The 17,168-nt window shown below is 50.9% G+C and carries 18 protein-coding genes; all 18 read left to right on the top strand.

Features of this window, described 5'->3' with window-relative positions; translation table 11 throughout:
* The first annotated feature begins 1 nt into the window (after position 1).
* The 18 genes from fliO to ACRRUX_RS09070 all read left to right on the top strand — a co-directional run bounded on the left by fliO (position 2) and on the right by ACRRUX_RS09070 (position 16,893).
* The gene (fliO, locus tag ACRRUX_RS09155; protein WP_432529674.1) at positions 2-349 is read left to right on the top strand and encodes a flagellar biosynthetic protein FliO; all 348 of its coding nucleotides are present in this window, start codon (positions 2-4) and stop codon (positions 347-349) included.
* 23 nt (positions 350-372) lie between these two features.
* Positions 373-1,098, top strand: coding sequence for a flagellar type III secretion system pore protein FliP (fliP, locus tag ACRRUX_RS09150; protein ID WP_432529672.1), 726 nt, complete (start codon positions 373-375; stop codon positions 1,096-1,098).
* Positions 1,095-1,364, top strand: coding sequence for a flagellar biosynthesis protein FliQ (gene fliQ, locus ACRRUX_RS09145; protein ID WP_432529431.1), 270 nt, complete (start codon positions 1,095-1,097; stop codon positions 1,362-1,364). The genes fliP and fliQ overlap by 4 nt, the downstream gene beginning before the upstream one ends.
* A 13-nt stretch (positions 1,365-1,377) precedes the next feature.
* A complete protein-coding gene (fliR, locus tag ACRRUX_RS09140) occupies positions 1,378-2,163 on the top strand; it encodes a flagellar biosynthetic protein FliR (RefSeq protein ID WP_432529429.1) in 786 nt (261 codons plus the stop codon).
* On the top strand, positions 2,163-3,296 hold the full coding sequence (gene flhB / locus ACRRUX_RS09135) for a flagellar biosynthesis protein FlhB (RefSeq protein ID WP_432529427.1): 1,134 nt from the start codon (positions 2,163-2,165) through the stop codon (positions 3,294-3,296). The genes fliR and flhB overlap by 1 nt, the downstream gene beginning before the upstream one ends.
* Positions 3,297-3,474: 178 nt before the next feature.
* Complete coding sequence (gene flhA / locus ACRRUX_RS09130) at positions 3,475-5,574, top strand: flagellar biosynthesis protein FlhA (RefSeq protein WP_432529425.1); 2,100 nt, start codon at positions 3,475-3,477, stop codon at positions 5,572-5,574.
* An 11-nt stretch (positions 5,575-5,585) separates the two neighbouring features.
* Positions 5,586-6,947 (top strand): flagellar biosynthesis protein FlhF, encoded by a 1,362-nt coding sequence (gene flhF / locus ACRRUX_RS09125; RefSeq protein WP_432529423.1) that lies wholly within the window; start codon positions 5,586-5,588, stop codon positions 6,945-6,947.
* A gap of 4 nt (positions 6,948-6,951) precedes the next feature.
* The gene (locus ACRRUX_RS09120; protein WP_432529670.1) at positions 6,952-7,833 is read left to right on the top strand and encodes a MinD/ParA family protein; all 882 of its coding nucleotides are present in this window, start codon (positions 6,952-6,954) and stop codon (positions 7,831-7,833) included.
* Positions 7,826-8,545, top strand: coding sequence for an RNA polymerase sigma factor FliA (locus ACRRUX_RS09115; protein ID WP_432529421.1), 720 nt, complete (start codon positions 7,826-7,828; stop codon positions 8,543-8,545). The genes ACRRUX_RS09120 and ACRRUX_RS09115 overlap by 8 nt, the downstream gene beginning before the upstream one ends.
* 41 nt (positions 8,546-8,586) lie before the next feature.
* Positions 8,587-8,970: a chemotaxis response regulator CheY gene (gene cheY, locus ACRRUX_RS09110; RefSeq protein WP_432529419.1), complete on the top strand. Its 384-nt coding sequence runs from the start codon at positions 8,587-8,589 to the stop codon at positions 8,968-8,970.
* Positions 8,971-8,981: 11 nt separating this feature from the next.
* Positions 8,982-9,722, top strand: coding sequence for a protein phosphatase CheZ (locus ACRRUX_RS09105; RefSeq protein WP_432529417.1), 741 nt, complete (start codon positions 8,982-8,984; stop codon positions 9,720-9,722).
* A gap of 17 nt (positions 9,723-9,739) precedes the next feature.
* The gene (locus ACRRUX_RS09100; RefSeq protein WP_432529415.1) at positions 9,740-11,905 is read left to right on the top strand and encodes a chemotaxis protein CheA; all 2,166 of its coding nucleotides are present in this window, start codon (positions 9,740-9,742) and stop codon (positions 11,903-11,905) included.
* A gap of 19 nt (positions 11,906-11,924) precedes the next feature.
* A complete protein-coding gene (locus ACRRUX_RS09095; RefSeq protein WP_432529413.1) occupies positions 11,925-13,025 on the top strand; it encodes a protein-glutamate methylesterase/protein-glutamine glutaminase in 1,101 nt (366 codons plus the stop codon).
* On the top strand, positions 13,018-13,497 hold the full coding sequence (locus ACRRUX_RS09090) for a hypothetical protein (RefSeq protein ID WP_432529411.1): 480 nt from the start codon (positions 13,018-13,020) through the stop codon (positions 13,495-13,497). The genes ACRRUX_RS09095 and ACRRUX_RS09090 overlap by 8 nt, the downstream gene beginning before the upstream one ends.
* 21 nt (positions 13,498-13,518) lie before the next feature.
* A complete protein-coding gene (locus ACRRUX_RS09085; protein WP_432529409.1) occupies positions 13,519-14,310 on the top strand; it encodes a ParA family protein in 792 nt (263 codons plus the stop codon).
* Positions 14,294-15,301: a chemotaxis protein CheW gene (locus tag ACRRUX_RS09080; RefSeq protein WP_432529407.1), complete on the top strand. Its 1,008-nt coding sequence runs from the start codon at positions 14,294-14,296 to the stop codon at positions 15,299-15,301. Before ACRRUX_RS09085 ends, ACRRUX_RS09080 begins: the two co-directional genes overlap by 17 nt.
* A gap of 7 nt (positions 15,302-15,308) precedes the next feature.
* Positions 15,309-15,800, top strand: coding sequence for a chemotaxis protein CheW (locus ACRRUX_RS09075; protein WP_432529405.1), 492 nt, complete (start codon positions 15,309-15,311; stop codon positions 15,798-15,800).
* A gap of 682 nt (positions 15,801-16,482) precedes the next feature.
* Positions 16,483-16,893, top strand: a complete 411-nt coding sequence (locus tag ACRRUX_RS09070; protein WP_432529403.1) for a DUF2802 domain-containing protein — start codon at positions 16,483-16,485, stop codon at positions 16,891-16,893.
* Positions 16,894-17,168 lie beyond the last annotated feature (275 nt).

The raw sequence follows: 17,168 nt of genomic DNA, 5'->3' as shown, positions 1-17,168 counted from the left end.
GATGGCGGCCGCCAGCGCCGCCGATACAGCGGCTCCCGCCTCCAACCAGTCAACCATGGCCAGCATGGTGGGTGGGCTGATTCTGGTGTTGCTGCTGATTTTTGCCCTGGCGTTTGTAGTTAAGCGTTTCAATCTGGTGCCATCTTCCCATGGACAGCTGAAAACGCTGGCAGTGACGCCACTGGGGCAGAAGGAAAAACTGGTTCTGGTGGAAGTGGGTAAACAACAGTATTTATTGGGTGTTACACCTCATCAGGTCAACCTGATTGATAAACTGGAAGAGCCTCTTGAAGTCAAGGTGGTGAGTTTCGCCGAGCAACTCAGGCAAGCTAAAGGCGGACAAAAATGAACAGGATAGCGTGGCTGGCAGGGATGTTATTGCTGGGGGTGAGCACTCAGGTATTTGCCGACAATGGTATTTTACCTGCTGTGACTGTAACCCAGACAGCGGATGGCGGCACTCAGTATTCGGTGACCATGCAGATCCTGTTGCTGATGACGGCGCTGAGTTTCATTCCGGCTATGGTCATTATGTTGACCTCTTTTACCCGGATCATTGTCACTCTGTCGATTCTCCGCCAAGCCATTGGCTTGCAGCAAACTCCGTCAAATCAGGTGTTGATTGGCCTGAGTCTGTTTATGACGCTATTTATCATGTCGCCGATTTTCACCCAGATTTACGACGCCGGGGTCAAGCCTTACATGGAGGATCAGCTGACCCTGCAGCAGGCTTACGATCAGGGTAAAGAACCGCTCAAAGCATTCATGCTGGCCCAGACCCGAGTGACAGACTTGAAAACCTTCATTGATATTGCCGGTTACGACAACATCGCCGAGCCCGAACAGGCACCCATGAGCGTGATTATTCCGGCTTTTATCACCAGTGAACTGAAAACTGCATTCCAGATTGGCTTTATGTTGTTTATTCCGTTTTTGGTGATTGATTTAGTGGTGGCCAGTATCCTGATGGCCATGGGGATGATGATGTTGTCACCCATGATCGTATCTCTGCCTTTCAAAATCATGTTGTTTGTGCTGGTTGATGGCTGGACGCTGGTCATGGGGACGCTGGCCAACAGTTTTGGACTAGGCTCATGACGCCTGAATCTCTGGTTGATATTTTCCGTGAGGCGCTGGCGGTGATTGTGGTTATCGTCTCTGCCGTAGTGGTGCCCGGGCTGCTGGTTGGCCTGGTGGTTGCGGTGTTTCAGGCTGCAACCTCCATCAACGAACAGACCCTCAGTTTCCTGCCCCGTTTGCTGGTGACTCTGCTGGCGCTGATGTTCCTCGGCCACTGGCTTATCCAGAAGTTGATGGACTTCTTTATGGAGATCGTGCACCTCATCCCCATTGTGGTGGGCTGAATTGGATATCCTGATGAACACCATCAACGATGCTCTGGCGGGCTATTTGTGGCCCTTTGTCAGGGTATCTTCCATGTTGATGGTGATGGTGATTTTTGGGGCCGCCACAACACCGGCCCGGATCCGTTTACTGGTTGGTGTGGCCATTACTCTTGCCATTGCCCCAGTGTTGCCACCCATGCCGGGCATTGAGCTGTTTTCACTGCCGGCTGTCTTTGTTATTGCGCAGCAAATTCTGATTGGTACTGCCATGGGGCTGGTGACCATACTGCTGGTACAGACCTTTGTGCTGACCGGGCAGATCATCGGGATGCAAACCAGCCTAGGCTTTTCTTCCATGGTGGATCCCTCTTCCGGACAGCAGGTTCCCGCCGTAGGCAATCTGTTCTTGTTGCTGACTACCATGATTTTTCTGGCCGTGGATGGTCACCTTTTGCTGATCCGCATGATGGTGGCAAGTTTCGACACGCTGCCCGTGTCTATGTCCGGAATAAGCGTGGAAAACTATCGCTCGCTGGCATTATGGGGCAGCACTATGTTTGCTTCCGCGCTGACAATGGCGATGTCATCCATCGTGGCATTGCTGATGATCAACCTGTCTTTTGGGGTGATGACCCGGGCTGCACCGCAACTCAATATTTTCTCCATTGGCTTTCCGGTGACCATGATAAGCGGTTTGGTCATTTTGTGGCTGACGCTGTCTCCTGTGATGGCGCATTTTGAACAAATATGGGACAGCGCTCAGGCTCTGCTGTGCGATCTGGTGAATCTGCAGTGTAAGGTCGATGGAGGCCCCTGATGGCAGAGAATGATACCAGTCAGGAAAGGACTGAAGAGGCGACCCCCAAACGATTGCAGGATGCGCGTTCCAAAGGGCAGGTGGCCAGATCCAAGGAGCTGGGGACTGCCGCAGTACTGCTGTCCGCGGCTGTCGGCTTTATGGTTACCGGACCGTCGCTGGCACAGGCGCTCGACCGGGTGATGACGCAACTGTTAACCCAGACCCGGGAGCAGGTATTTGACACCAGTCAGATGTTTAATATCTGGAAGATGATTTTCAGTGAACTGGCTTTTCCGGTATTGGTGCTGGTGGGTATTCTGGCGCTGGTTTCTTTTGCCGGAAATGTGCTGCTGGGAGGCATTACTTTTTCCACCTACGCCATTCTGCCCAAAGCCTCAAAAATGAGTCCCCTCGCCGGTTTTAAACGTATGTTTGGGGTACAGGCCCTGGTTGAACTGGCAAAGGGGCTGGCGAAATTTTCAGTGGTTGCGGTGACCGCATACGTACTGCTGTCGCTGTACTTCGACGAAATCCTGTCGCTCTCGCGCGAGTACATGCCCGGCAATATGCATCATGCGCTGGATCTGCTGGTGTGGCTGTTTTTGCTGCTGTCATCTTCTATCCTGCTGATTGTCATCATCGATGTGCCATTCCAGATTTGGAATCACAATAAACAGTTGAAGATGACCAAACAGGAGGTGAAAGACGAATACAAGGACACTGAAGGCAAGCCTGAAGTGAAAGGACGGGTGCGCCAAATGCAGCGCGAGATGGCGCAGCGACGCATGATGGCCAATATTCCCACTGCCGATGTGATTGTGGTAAACCCGGAACATTATGCGGTGGCGGTAAAATATGATGTCAGCAAATCGCCGGCGCCATACGTGGTGGCCAAGGGCGTAGATGAAGTTGCTTTTAAAATCAGGGAAATCGCCAGGGAATATGAGATCCCCATCGTCTCGGCTCCTCCGTTGGCCAGAGCGATTTATCACAGCACCAAAATTGACCAGCAGGTGCCAGAGGGATTGTTTACCGCTGTGGCTCAGGTACTGGCATATGTGTTCCAGCTCAGACAATTCCAGCAGGGCAAAGGACGTCGCCCTACGCCCATTCCCATGAATCAACCCATTCCGGATGACTTGAAGCACTAATGCCAATGCTCTGATGTATAAGTTAATGTTCTCTCTGATTCTCTTTTGTCTCACAGGGGGACGGCGAAGAAGCGTATCGGTGAATTCCCGTTGTACTTACCTGAGCATCAGTATTCTTTAAACTTGGTGCGCTATTTGCTTTTTCGGTGTTGATGTCAAATATCAGTCGGAACAGCAGATGGATGTAAGAGCGACACTTGGGCGGGTCAAAGAGGTCAGGCCCAAACACCTGAAGGGGATAGGTACACCGGCGTTGGTGCTTGCTGCACTGGCTATGGTGGTGCTGCCGATGCCGGCGTTTTTGCTGGATATTCTGTTTTCTTTCAACATTGCTCTGGCGCTGGTGGTGCTGCTGGTCTCCATTTATACCCAAAGGCCATTGGATTTCGCCGCCTTTCCGACTGTCCTGCTGATCGCAACTCTGCTCAGGCTGGCACTGAACGTCGCCTCAACCCGTGTGGTACTGCTGGACGGGCACAATGGCGGTGACGCGGCCGGTGCGGTTATCGAAGCATTTGGTTCAGTGGTTATCGGCGGCAATTACGCTGTCGGTCTGGTGGTGTTCCTCATTCTTATCATCATCAACTTTGCCGTGGTGACCAAAGGTGCCGGGCGAATTTCCGAAGTCAGTGCCCGCTTTACGCTGGATGCCATGCCCGGCAAGCAGATGGCCATCGATGCTGATCTGAATGCGGGGATTATCAACCAGGAACAGGCCCGCCAGCGCCGTGAAGAGGTTACTAGGGAAGCGGATTTTTACGGTGCGATGGACGGTGCCTCCAAGTTTGTCAAAGGTGACGCCATTGCGGGTATTCTGATCCTGATTATCAATATCCTCGGCGGCTTTATCATCGGCATGTTGCAACATGACATGGATTTCAGCAGCGCCGCTGAAATCTACACTTTGCTGACTATCGGTGATGGTCTGGTCGCTCAGATCCCGGGGCTGTTGCTGTCGATTGCGGCGGCCCTGATGGTAACCCGCCAGAATGAGACCGGCGATATGGGGCAGATGGTAATGAGTCAGATGTTTGACAGCCCCAAGGCACTGGCGATTGCATCTGGTGTCCTGCTGGTGATGGGGCTGGTGCCCGGTATGCCTCATCTGGTGTTTCTCTCGTTTGCTGCACTGACTGGCTATGGCGCCTGGTTTATCAAAAGTCGTGCCGAGCAAAAGACGCGCGAAGCGCTGGAGAAAACAAAGCAGGGACAGATTGATCCTGCTCAGAGTCAGCCCCGTGAACTCAGTTGGGATGATGTGCAGCATGTCGATACCATTGGGCTGGAGGTAGGATACCGACTCATTCCTTTGGTGGATAAAAGCCAGGGCGGAGAGCTGCTGGGACGGATTAAGGGCGTGCGTAAGAAGTTGTCGCAGGAGCTGGGGTTTCTGGTTCCGGCAGTACATATCCGCGACAACCTGGATTTGGCGCCCAATGCGTACCGGATTTCGCTGATGGGGGTGGTGGTCGGTGAGGCTGAAGTACGTCATGACTGCGAGCTGGCGATCAATCCCGGCCAGGTCTTTGGCAAGTTGGAAGGTACTGTGACCAGAGATCCCGCGTTTGGCTTGGAAGCTGTGTGGGTGGAGCCAGCGAAGCGTGAGCACGCCCAGTCACTGGGATACACAGTGGTGGATGCTTCCACTGTGGTTGCTACCCACATCAGTCAATTGCTGACCAATAATGCGGCCAAGTTGCTGGGTTATGAAGAGGTTCAGCAGTTGCTGGACATTCTTGGTAAACACTCACCCAAACTGGTCGATGGCTTTATTCCAGAGGTCATGAGTCTGGGTAATGTCGTTAAGGTGATGCAGAACCTGTTGAATGAAGGGGTCTCTATTCGTGATTTGCGTACCATAGTGCAGACCTTGCTGGAATATGGTCCACGCAGCAATGATACCGAGGTGTTGACCGCGGCGGTGCGAATTGCGCTCAAACGAATGATCGTTCAGGAGATCTCAGGCCCCGAGCTGGAAATCCCTGTCATAACATTGGCGCCAGAGCTGGAACAGATGTTGCATCAGTCTATGCAGGCAACCGGCGGTGACGGGCCAAATATCGAACCCGGACTGGCTGAGCGCATGCAACAATCCCTGGCCGATGCAGCTTCACGTCAGGAAATGGTTGGGCAACCGGCCATTTTGCTGACTTCGGGCATGTTGCGCTCGACCTTGTCGCGGTTTGTGAAATACACCATCCCCAATATGCGGGTGATCTCTTATCAGGAAGTACCTGATGAGAAACAAATCAGAATTGTGTCCGCCGTCGGTCAATAGAGGGTTGAGAAGTGAAAATTAAACGATTTTTTGCCAAAGACATGAGAACGGCGCTGGCACAGGTCAAAGATACCCTGGGTTCTGATGCGGTGATCATGTCGAACAAAAAAGTCGCCGGTGGCATCGAAATTGTCGCAGCCGTGGATTATGACGATCCCAAGCCAAGAACAACCGGTATAATGGCGGATGTTGCTGATGATCGCGTCTCACTTGGCCAGTCCAATGTCGTCAAGGCGCGCAGTCAGGCACCGACGGCTGCTCAAAACGTACCGGCGGATTCACTGCAGGCGCTGCTTGAGCGGCAGCAACAACGTCTCACTGAGCAGAGTCGTCAACCGGCTGCAGAACCTGAGTTACCGGCCTGGGCCCGTGGTCTGGGGGACGCCCCAAAAGCGGCACATGTTCAACCTGCCCGTAAAGCCGCTCAGCCTCAGGCGTCCAACGCCGGGGTTGAAGAACTGCGTGAAGAAATGTCTGCACTCCGGGCGCTGCTGACTCATCAGCTTTCCAGCCTGATGTCAGAGCAGCGCCAGCGTCAGGATCCTGTTGGCGCAATGCTGGAGCAACGCCTGTTGCAGGCGGATTTCTCTCCCCAATTGGCGGCGAAGTTATCGGCCTTGAGTCAGCATTATCCACCGGCTGAGCTGGTGCGTACATTACCGCAGAGTCTGGCTAATCTGCTGGATAACCGGGGAGATGATATCGTCAAGCAGGGGGGAGTTATCGCCCTGGTTGGCCCCACTGGTGTAGGCAAGACAACTACATTGGCCAAGATCGCGGCACGTTTTGCCGCGTATCATGGATCTGATCAGGTTGCACTGATCACCACGGATCATTATCGTATCGGTGCCTTTGAGCAGTTGGCAACCTATGGCAAAATAATGGGGTGTCCGGTTAAGCAGGCTCATGATTTCCATGAACTTGAGCAGGTGCTTTACCAATTCCGCAACCGTAAACTGGTGCTGATTGACACCGCAGGTATGGGGCAAAGAGATTTGCGCCTGTATCAACAACTGGATAATTTGGCTGCCAACAAGCGCTTACCCATCCGCAGTTATCTGGTGATGGCTGCGACGGCCCAGCGCAAAGTCATGCAGGACGCAGTGAAACATTTCAAGCGAATTCCTCTTTCCGGTGCAATACTGACAAAGCTGGATGAGTCCGTTTCTCTGGCTGGTGCGCTCAGTGTATTGATTCAGAATGGATTGCCTTTGAATTATGTGACGGATGGGCAACGTGTTCCTGAGGATCTCAGTATTGCTGACACCTTAAAGCTGGCGCAGCAGGCCCTGTCGGTGCTGGATCACAGGGATGAAGAGGATTTTGTGCCACAATCTGGCCGGTCAGAAGAGTTGGCCTATGCATTTGAGTAGAGAAATGACCCGGGATCAAGCAAGCGGTTTACGTACTATGAATCAACCATATAACGAAAAAGTAAAAGTGATAGCCGTGACCGGTGGTAAGGGTGGCGTCGGCAAAACCAGCGTCTCAATTAACACCGCGGTCGCATTGGCTGAAAAGGGGAAACGTGTGCTGGTTTTAGACGCGGATCTCGGTTTGGCGAATGTCGACGTCATGTTGGGCTTAAGAGCCGAGCGAAATCTGTCGCATGTATTATCCGGTGAAGCGGAACTGGATGACATTGTTGTACGCGGCCCCAAAGGCATTGGCATTGTACCAGCGACCTCGGGCACCCAGGGTATGGTGGAGCTGACTCCGGCACAGCATGCAGGGCTTATCCGTGCGTTCAGTGAGATGCGTACTCAGTTCGATATTCTGATCGTCGATACGGCGGCGGGAATTTCTGACATGGTACTGAGTTTTGCAAGGGCTTCTCAGGATGTCATGGTCGTGGTGTGTGATGAACCAACGTCCATTACCGACGCTTATGCCTTGATTAAAATTCTCAGTCGTGAACACGGTGTATTCCGCTTCAAAATAGTCGCCAATATGGTACGCAGTTTGCGTGAAGGTATGGAGTTGTTTGCTAAACTCAGTAAGGTTACCGACCGCTTTCTGGATGTTGCACTGGAACTGGTGGCTACGATTCCATTTGATGAAAACTTGCGCAAATCAGTACGTAAGCAAAAATTAGTGGTAGAAGCATTTCCAAAATCGCCTTCAGCAATCGCTTATCACGGACTGGCAAACAAAGTCATCAGCTGGCCGGTGCCCCAGCAACCCGGCGGGCATCTGGAGTTTTTCGTAGAGCGGTTGGTGCAGCGTCCGGAATATCAAGGGGACAGGGCGAGTGAATAAAGCCGCAGCGTATACCTGCTTTGACAATAAAACCGCTATCGTCGAACAGTATGCACCGCTGGTCAAAAGAATTGCGCATCATCTCTTGGCCAGGCTTCCTGCCTCGGTTCAGCTGGACGACCTGCTGCAGGCTGGCATGATTGGTCTGCTGGAAGCGGCTGGCAAATTTGATGGCAGTAAAGGCGCTAAATTCGAAACTTTTGCCGGTATTCGAATCCGGGGTGCCATGTTGGATGAAATACGGCGCGGAGACTGGGTTCCTCGCTCAGTGCATAAACACCAGCGAATGATCGCGCAGGCGATGGATGAGTTGGAGCAGGAGCTCGGCCGGGACGCCAAAGATACGGAAATTGCCGGTCGACTTGATATGTCGCTGGATGAATACCATCATATTCTTAATGATGTTTCCGTTGGGAAAATCATAGGGATAGAAGATTTAGGGGGCACGACTGATTTTCTGACCCATAATGACGCCGAAGATGACGGCGCATATGAGGTGGTTGCTCAGTCTCAGTTCCAGTCCGCAATGGCCGAAGCGATTAGACAGTTGCCTGAGCGGGACGCGTTGGTGTTGTCGTTGTATTACGACGAAGCACTCAACCTGAAAGAAATTGGTGCCATACTTGAAGTTAGTGAGTCACGAGTCAGCCAGATCCTGAGTCAGGCTTTGTTAAGACTCAAATCCAAACTCAAGCATTGGACGCAAGCATAATTTTAATAATCGAGCATTACAGAAGCTCATCGGAGGAAACCTTGGACAAGAACATGAAAATTCTCATTGTTGATGACTTTTCAACCATGAGACGGATCATCAAAAACTTGTTGCGCGACCTTGGGTTCAATAACACGCAGGAAGCCGATGATGGCTCTACAGCGCTGCCTATGCTGCAAAAAGGCGATTTTGATTTCGTGGTGACAGATTGGAATATGCCTGGTATGCAGGGTATCGATCTGCTCAAGGCTATCCGTGCCGACGACAACCTTAAACATCTGCCGGTGCTTATGGTGACTGCAGAGGCCAAGCGCGAGCAAATTATCGCTGCGGCTCAGGCCGGAGTGAATGGCTATGTCGTCAAGCCGTTTACGGCCGCTACGCTGAAAGAGAAGCTGGATAAAATCTTCGAACGCTTGAACTAAGGTGGCTGCGGATGGAGCAGGAAGGGAAGTCCGGACTGATTCGCCTTGAAGATGCTCAGCAACTCGTTGAGTTGCTGAGTGCCGGAGAGCAGGCTCAGGCCGAAGATCTTTTTCGGGAGATGGCTTCGCCACTGCAGAAAGATCTGTTTGATGAAGTGGGTAAGCTAACACGTCAATTACACAGTGCATTGGTCGACTTTCAAATCGACAGCAAATTGCAGGAATTGGCTCAGACGGAATTGCCCGACGCGAAAGAGCGTCTAAATTTTGTCATTGATATGACAGAAAATGCCGCCAACAAAACCATGGATGCCGTGGAAGAATGTCTGCCCTTGGCTGAAGCACTGACTGTGAATGTACATCAGGTTCAGCCATCCTGGGACAAACTGATGCGCCGTGATCTGGACATCAACGAATTCAAGAGCCTCTGTCATGATGTGCAGCAATTTATCGGGCGCACAGAGCAGGACTCGACCCGTGTCAAAGAATTACTCAATGAAATTTTAATGGCACAGGATTTTCAGGATCTGACCGGACAGATGATCCGTCGGGTGATTCAGCTGGTCAAAGATGTTGAAACCAATTTGGTATCTTTACTCACGGTATTTGGTGATATTCCGCATGCGGAATCTGAGCCTGAACAACTTACAGGCATAGAAGCTGAAGGACCGATAATGAACGCCGAATTGAGAGAAGATGTTGTCGCCGGCCAAGATGAGGTCGACGATCTATTATCAAGTCTCGGGTTCTAAGCGTAGGAGTCAAGTGAATGGCCTTTGATGTGGATGAAGAGATCCTGCAGGATTTTCTGGTTGAAGCCGGCGAGATTCTGGAATTGCTTCAGGAACAATTGGTATCCCTTGAAAACAATCCGGATGATACGGAATTGCTCAACGCGATTTTCCGTGGCTTTCACACAGTAAAAGGTGGTGCCGGATTCCTGGGGTTAAATCCCATGGTAGCTGTGTGTCATGAATCGGAAAACACTTTCGATTTACTGCGCAACGGTAAGCGTGCTGTGACACCTGAGCTGATGGATATCATCCTGCAGGCTGTTGATACCATTAATACCCAATATGATCAGACCCAATCAGGCCAGGAGCAGGAACCTGCCTCTCAGGAGCTGATGGGGAACCTGAAGTTGTTGGCCAGTGGTGCTCCGCTGCCTTCTGAAGGTGGTGGAGAGCCTGCTGCCCAGAGTCAGCCGGAAGTGGCTGAGGCTGTGGTTGATGACGACGGCTTGTTTGCATCTGAGCCTGAACCAAAATCTTCACCTGCAGCGGATAACCCAGGATCAATCGATGAGATTGATGAGGGCGAATTTGAAGCCATGTTGGATGCATTACATGGTGAAGGTAACGGACCCGGAGTGAGCGGAAGCTCTGAGCCGGTCGCTGCTGAGGTATCACCGTCTTCCGACAGTGACGACATCACTGATGATGAATTTGAGGCATTGTTGGATGAGTTGCACGGCGCCGGTAAATTTAAAGGTGAAGTTTCTGACGAGCCAGCTAAGGTAGAGGTTAGCTCTGAAGATATCACCGATGATGAATTTGAGAAATTACTGGACGAGTTGCACGGTGAAGGTGGTGGGCCGGGTAAAGCGGAGGCTGCTCCTGCGCAGGCTGTGAAAGCCGCTCCCAAAGTTGCTGCTGCGTCGCCAAAACCCGCTCCTGCGGCATCAGCGGCCGCGCCTGCGTCAAGAACTCCTCCTGCTGCGGTGGCCAAAGACAAAGAGCCCGCCGCAAAAGCCGTCCCTCAGGGCGAGACTACCGTCCGTGTTGATACCGCTCGGCTTGACCAAATTATGAATATGGTCGGGGAGTTGGTATTGGTGCGCAATCGCCTGGTCAGTCTGGGTATTACCCGGGATGATGAGGAGATGAGCAAGGCATTGGCCAATCTGGATTTGGTGACCGGCGATCTGCAGGGTGCCGTGATGAAAACCCGGATGCAGCCGATTAAGAAAGTTTTTGGTCGGTTCCCCAGAGTCGTGCGTGATTTGGCTCGGAGTTTGAAAAAAGACATTGAGCTTGTGATGGTGGGTGAGGAAACCGACCTTGACAAGAACCTGGTTGAGGCACTGGCAGATCCCTTGGTTCACCTGGTGCGTAACTCTGTGGATCACGGCATTGAAATGCCTGATGTGCGGGAAAAGAATGGAAAGCCCAGAAGTGGCACCATTACTTTATCCGCCAGTCAGGAAGGTGACCATATCCTGCTGAAAATTGAAGATGATGGCGGCGGTATGGATCCGGACAAGCTCAAGGAGATCGCCATCAACCGTGGTGTTCTGGATGAGGATTCTGCATCGCGTATGTCTGATGCGGAAGCCTACAACCTGATTTTTGCGCCGGGTTTCTCAACTAAAACAGAAATATCTGACATATCTGGTCGTGGTGTTGGGATGGATGTGGTGAAAACCCGTATTACCCAATTAAACGGCACAGTGAACGTCTTTTCCACCAAAGGTAAAGGCACTGTTCTAGAGATTAAAGTGCCGCTGACGCTGGCGATTATGCCAACCCTGATGGTTGAAGTGGCCGATCAGGTGTTTGCTCTGCCACTTTCGAATGTTAATGAAATTTTCCACCTGGATCTGACTAAAACCAATGTGGTCGATGGTCAACGTACTGTTAATGTCAGGGAAAAAGCGGTTCCACTGTTTTATCTTGAAAGCTGGCTGACTAAAAACAGCAAGTTTAAACATGGTGATAAAGCCTTTGGTCATGTTGTTATCGTTCAGCTTGCCCATGTGCTGGTAGGGTTTGTGGTGGATTCGTTGATTGGTCAGGAAGAAGTGGTGATTAAACCTCTTGGCAAATTGCTTCAGGGCACACCAGGAATGGCTGGCGCGACAATTACTTCTGATGGCGGTATAGCTCTGATCCTGGATATTCCCGGTCTGATAAATAATTACGCCAAGAAAAAATAACAATAGTCCAAGGATTTAAATGGCGATTAAAGTACTCGTTGTTGATGATTCCAGCTTTTTCAGAAGACGAGTGTCTGAAATAGTAAACCAGGATCCTGGTTTGGAAGTGGTCGGAACCGCAACGAATGGGGAAGAGGCGATTTCGATGGCCGCCCGGTTGCGGCCTGACGTTATTACCATGGATGTGGAAATGCCTGTGATGGACGGTATTACTGCCGTCCGGCGGATTATGGCGGCCAGTCCGGTGCCGATCCTGATGTTCTCATCGCTGACTCATGATGGTGCCAAGGCGACGTTGGAAGCTCTGGAAGCCGGTGCTCTCGATTTTTTGCCCAAACGGTTTGAGGATATCGCAACCAATAAAGAGGACGCGACAGCTTTATTGCAAAATCGGATTAGGGGAATCGCCCGGCGTCGGCCAGCAGTAGTGCTGCCAAGTAGTATTCCGGTGCGCAGAGAGCCGCTGGTAGAGCATGCCGTTCGTCCAGTGGTACCAACCGCCCCTGTCATACCAACAAAGCGCTACACCAGCGCCAGTGGTAAGCGTTACCGCTTACTGGTTATTGGCACTTCTACTGGCGGACCTGTCGCTCTGCAAAAAATCCTGACTCAATTACCGGCAAACTACTCTCTACCTATTTTGCTTATCCAACATATGCCTGCCGCTTTTACGCCGGCTTTTGCTACTCGTCTTGACAGTCTGTGCCATATTCGGGTCAAGGAAGCTGAAAATGGTGAAATGCTGCAACCTGGTTGTGCTTACTTAGCGCCCGGGGGCATGCAGATGATGCTTGAGAAAGCGGGAGCGTTTGGCAGAATTAAAATTCTTGCCGGTAAGGCCGATATGAATTACAAGCCCAGCGTTGATATTACGTTTGCGTCGGCATCCAAATTGTTTGGTGGTGATGTACTGGCACTGGTGTTGACCGGTATGGGAGCCGACGGTCGTGAGGGCGCAAGGATGTTAAGCAAGCTCGGGGCAACTATTTGGGCGCAGGATGAAGCCAGTTGTGTTGTTTATGGAATGCCGCAGGCAATCGTCAATGCCGGTTTGGCTTCTCATGTCCTGGGAATAGAACAAATGGCTGATGCCATTTTAAAAGAGTCAGGACATGGCTAAGCTGTCCCGTTGGTCATTGGGCCTGGCACTGGTGCTTGCTGTGTGTATTGGTACTTTGAGCTGGACCGGTTTCATGTTGGTAAAACTCTGGGACACCAACGCCCGACTTCACGCTGAAGTGAACTCACTTAAGTCATCCCAGGTCATGTTGATGGTACCCGATGAGCAGGCGCAACAGTTGTCTGACTGGTTGGGGGCCAATCCTCAACGGGTGGAAGAGCTTATTAATATGGCGCGTAAGGGGGAGCGACTGAATGTCGAGATTGAGGCTGAAACTCCGGCGCTGAAGCAACATTCGGAGGGGGGGGCTGACGAGCAGCCCAATATCCGCGACGATAACGCTCAACCCCAGGTGGGTGACAATCGGGCTCCGTCCACTGCAATAACCATCGAATCTGTTGATGCTCAGGGAATAAAAGTTATTCGATTGCCACACGGTGGGATTCGAGTCACTACGCGCGAAGATAATTAAAACCAATGATTAGGGTATAACTTGAAGGTCTGGACCATAGCGAACCAAAAGGGTGGCGTGGGTAAAACAACGACTGTTGCCAGTCTGGCCGGCACGCTGGCCAAACGAGGACAAAAGGTGTTGATGGTAGATACCGATCCGCACGCGTCTCTGGGATATTATCTGGGCGTTGACTCGGAAGAGGTGTCTGCATCTTTGTATGACCTGTTTCTGCAACATAAAGCGTTATCCAGAGACAAGGTCGTTGGGCATTTGGTTCCAACTCAGGTGGATAACCTGCATTTATTGCCGGCGACAATGGCTTTGGCAACCCTGGATAGGGCTTTGGGTCATCAGGAAGGAATGGGGCTTATTCTGCGGAATATCCTTAGTCAGGTGGACGCTGATTTCGATGTTGTATTGATCGATTGCCCGCCGGTTTTAGGTGTGCTGATGGTTAATGCTATGGCGGCGAGTCAACATATTGTCATTCCGGTTCAGACGGAATTTCTCGCCATAAAAGGCCTTGAACGAATGCTCAAAACCATGGAGTTGATGGGGCGCTCCAAACATACCCGTTACAGTTATTCTATTGTTCCAACAATGTACGACCGCAGAACCAAAGCCTCTCCAGCAGCATTGCAAAAACTGGGAGAGGATTACGGCGTCAATCTTTGGCCGGATGTGATACCGGTTGATACTAAATTCAGAGACGCCAGCCTGGCCCATTTACCTGCGCCACAATATGCGCCAACGAGTCGGGGTGTAAAGGCTTACGACAAACTACTGGACTACCTGCTAACCGGAGAATTTGGTCATGTCAGGGTCAGTTGACAGTACAGTGTATGATTATTTCAGCCTGTTGCTGCGAGAACCTGAGGTTTGTGAGGTCGATGAAAAGGTTACTGCGGAACAAACTTATGCCGCTGCATCGGAACCGGAACCTGTCGGTTCAAAAAATAATCCGCTAAGGACTGAGCCCCTTAACAAACTTTTAGCTGATGACATTGCACAGTTGATGACTACAACGACGCTGGAAAAACCTGCAGTCGATCGCGCCTTACTCGAGCGTCTATTGGCGCCAGTGATAGAGCAGGAGCAGCGTTCATCCAAAATTGATGTTTCGACAGATGATGTGACTCCTGCTCGGCTCAATCGGGTGACAGAAGCTCAAAAGGTCGATACAGCAGTATTTGAGTCACAGCCGGTGCAGCGGTTAGCTGACGTGATTAAAGAGGCTGATGCCCTTGAAGCCGAAGCTTTGCAGATCGCGAAGCAACAGGAGTTATCTGTAGAGCAAGTCAGTTCTGAACCGGTGACTCAAAACGGAGCCGTGCCTCCGGATGTTCGGACTCCATTGGCAGAGAAACTTGATGATGAATTTCAGGTATTGTTTTTCTCTATCGCTGGGCTGACGCTTGCGGTGCCTTTGGTTAGCCTTGGCGGCATTATCCGACTGGAGAAGCTGAACCATATCATCGGAAGGCCAGAGTGGTATTTGGGGCTACAGACACACCGAGGGGAGCAGGTCAATGTTGTCGATACCTGCGCCTGGGTAATGCCGGAACATATAGATAAAAATGATGTTGAATCGAAAAATTATCAATATGTTGTACAATTATCAAAGAGCAATTGGGGATTGGCCTGTGAATCCCTGTTAAACGCGACCAGAATCGATAAGTCGCAGGTTAATTGGCGTACCAAGCCCGGGAAACGTCCTTGGTTGGCGGGAGTCGTCAAAGAACAGATGTGTGGCATTTTGAATGTGGATGCTCTGATTACCATGCTTGATGCAGGGTTAGGGTGTCAGGATCCTATAGGCTGAGGTAATTATGACTGAAACAAGTAGTGTAGCCGCAGTGGCAACCAAGGAAGACGCTGTTTTACAGTGGGTGACATTTCATCTGGATAATGAAACATATGGCATCAATGTAATGCAGGTCCAGGAAGTGCTGAGGTATACCGAGATCGCCCCGGTACCAGGCGCACCTTACTACGTGTTAGGGATCATTAACCTTAGGGGTAATGTTGTTACTGTAATTGATACCCGCTCTCGGTTTGGTTTGCCGTCAGCGGATGTCGATGATTCCACCCGTATCGTCATTATTGAAGCAGAGAAGCAGGTCATTGGCATTCTGGTCGACAGCGTTGCCGAGGTTGTGTATCTGCGAAGCAGTGAAATTGATAACACGCCCAATGTGGGGACTGAAGAGAGTGCCAAGTTTATTCAGGGGGTTTCCAATCGCGGCGAGGAGCTGTTGATTCTGGTTGACCTCGACAAGCTGTTGACTGATGAAGAATGGGCTGAGTTGGAAGAGATTTAAGTCTTCATCATACTCAAGATTCTCAGCCAGCAGGCTCAGTACGTTAATCCTTTGGCTTTTTGTAAATTCCGACTTTATCTGTATTAAACCCGCATATTGCGGGTTTTTTACTTATGGCGTGACAAGAAGAGTTGCTGCGGATCCTCATCCGCTCGATTCCGGTCAATGGGTTAAATCAGGTCCGCATTGGCTATAGCTGCCAGAATCGCTTAGGTTAGAGGGTGCAACATTTCACCATTTCACCATTTCCCCTTAAGTCGCATTGGTCCGGGTGCAGCTAGTGCATGTCAATATCCCCCTGCATTCATTCGATATCAGGATGTCCTTGTCGTACCTATTACGGCATGTCCAGTTAGGTAAAACTGTAAAAGTGCGTAGGACTACACGAAATAGGGGCAGATACCGGCATGAGTGTCAGTCTGGTGTTCATCTCTCAATGGTTCTGATGCTAGCAAGTACTCGCTTTGATTTGGATGTGAAAGTGAAAAGGTATGGCAGTGCAATATTCATTAATGTCCTAAATTGCAGCAAATCTGTATGAATCAGCGGTATCCGTTCATCCGGGTACATGAAAGTCAGCTGCATCCGGGCGGCGTAAAATTCTTGGTATTGTGTTTGCATTAAATTTGGCAGTTTCTTTTAGTGGCAGGTTTCTGACGCTGCCCTTATCAGGTCGTTTATTATGCAGGACTATATGGAATTGTTGGTTGCGTTATCGATTGCTATTGTTGTTGGAAGCGGCGTTGCGATCTGGTGCCAAAAACACTTTTCTAAGCTGAGCAGCAGAGTTGATGCCTTGACCGTTTTAGTTAGGGAAGCTGACAAGCAGAATGAGCAGTTACGTCAGGAGTTGAACGAATTGCGCAGTGGCACCATTGGTGTCGGTCGCAGAGTACTTGAACTTGAAAAACTGATAAAGCAACAGCAGGCAAAGTTGGAGGAAAATGCTGAGCAGGATCCTGGTGCCCGTCTCTATACTCGGGCAGCCAAAATGGTCTCTCTAGGTGCTGGTATTGATGAGTTGGTTGCCGAATGTGAGTTACCTAGAGCGGAAGCCGAACTCTTGTTGCGTTTGCATCGGAAAGCGTCCTGATATGTTGGACGGGTGACACCCTGGTTAAGCGTTTATGTGAGATCTTTTTGCCATTAGTGCCCTGGCTTGATTGGCTCCTTGCGATAACGACGTCTCTGAAGCCCATAATGCTGATAAAGCAATTAGCTTGTTGGTGATGAAAGCCCCGCCTTGGGAGGCTGGGATAGTGTTAAAATTGCCAGGGGATTTAAAGACGCGTAACTCTGCACGCAGGCGCTAAAGTGTCAGGGTTGCTGCAGCGCTTGCATAACGAGCGTTATACACCACACTTAGGT

The sequence above is a fragment of the Shewanella sp. GXUN23E genome (assembly GCF_050865035.1).
In the GTDB taxonomy this organism is placed as follows: Bacteria; Pseudomonadota; Gammaproteobacteria; order Enterobacterales; family Shewanellaceae; genus Shewanella.
The sequence above is the reverse complement of the archived record's forward strand: the minus strand, read 5'-3'. Positions and strand labels throughout refer to the sequence as shown.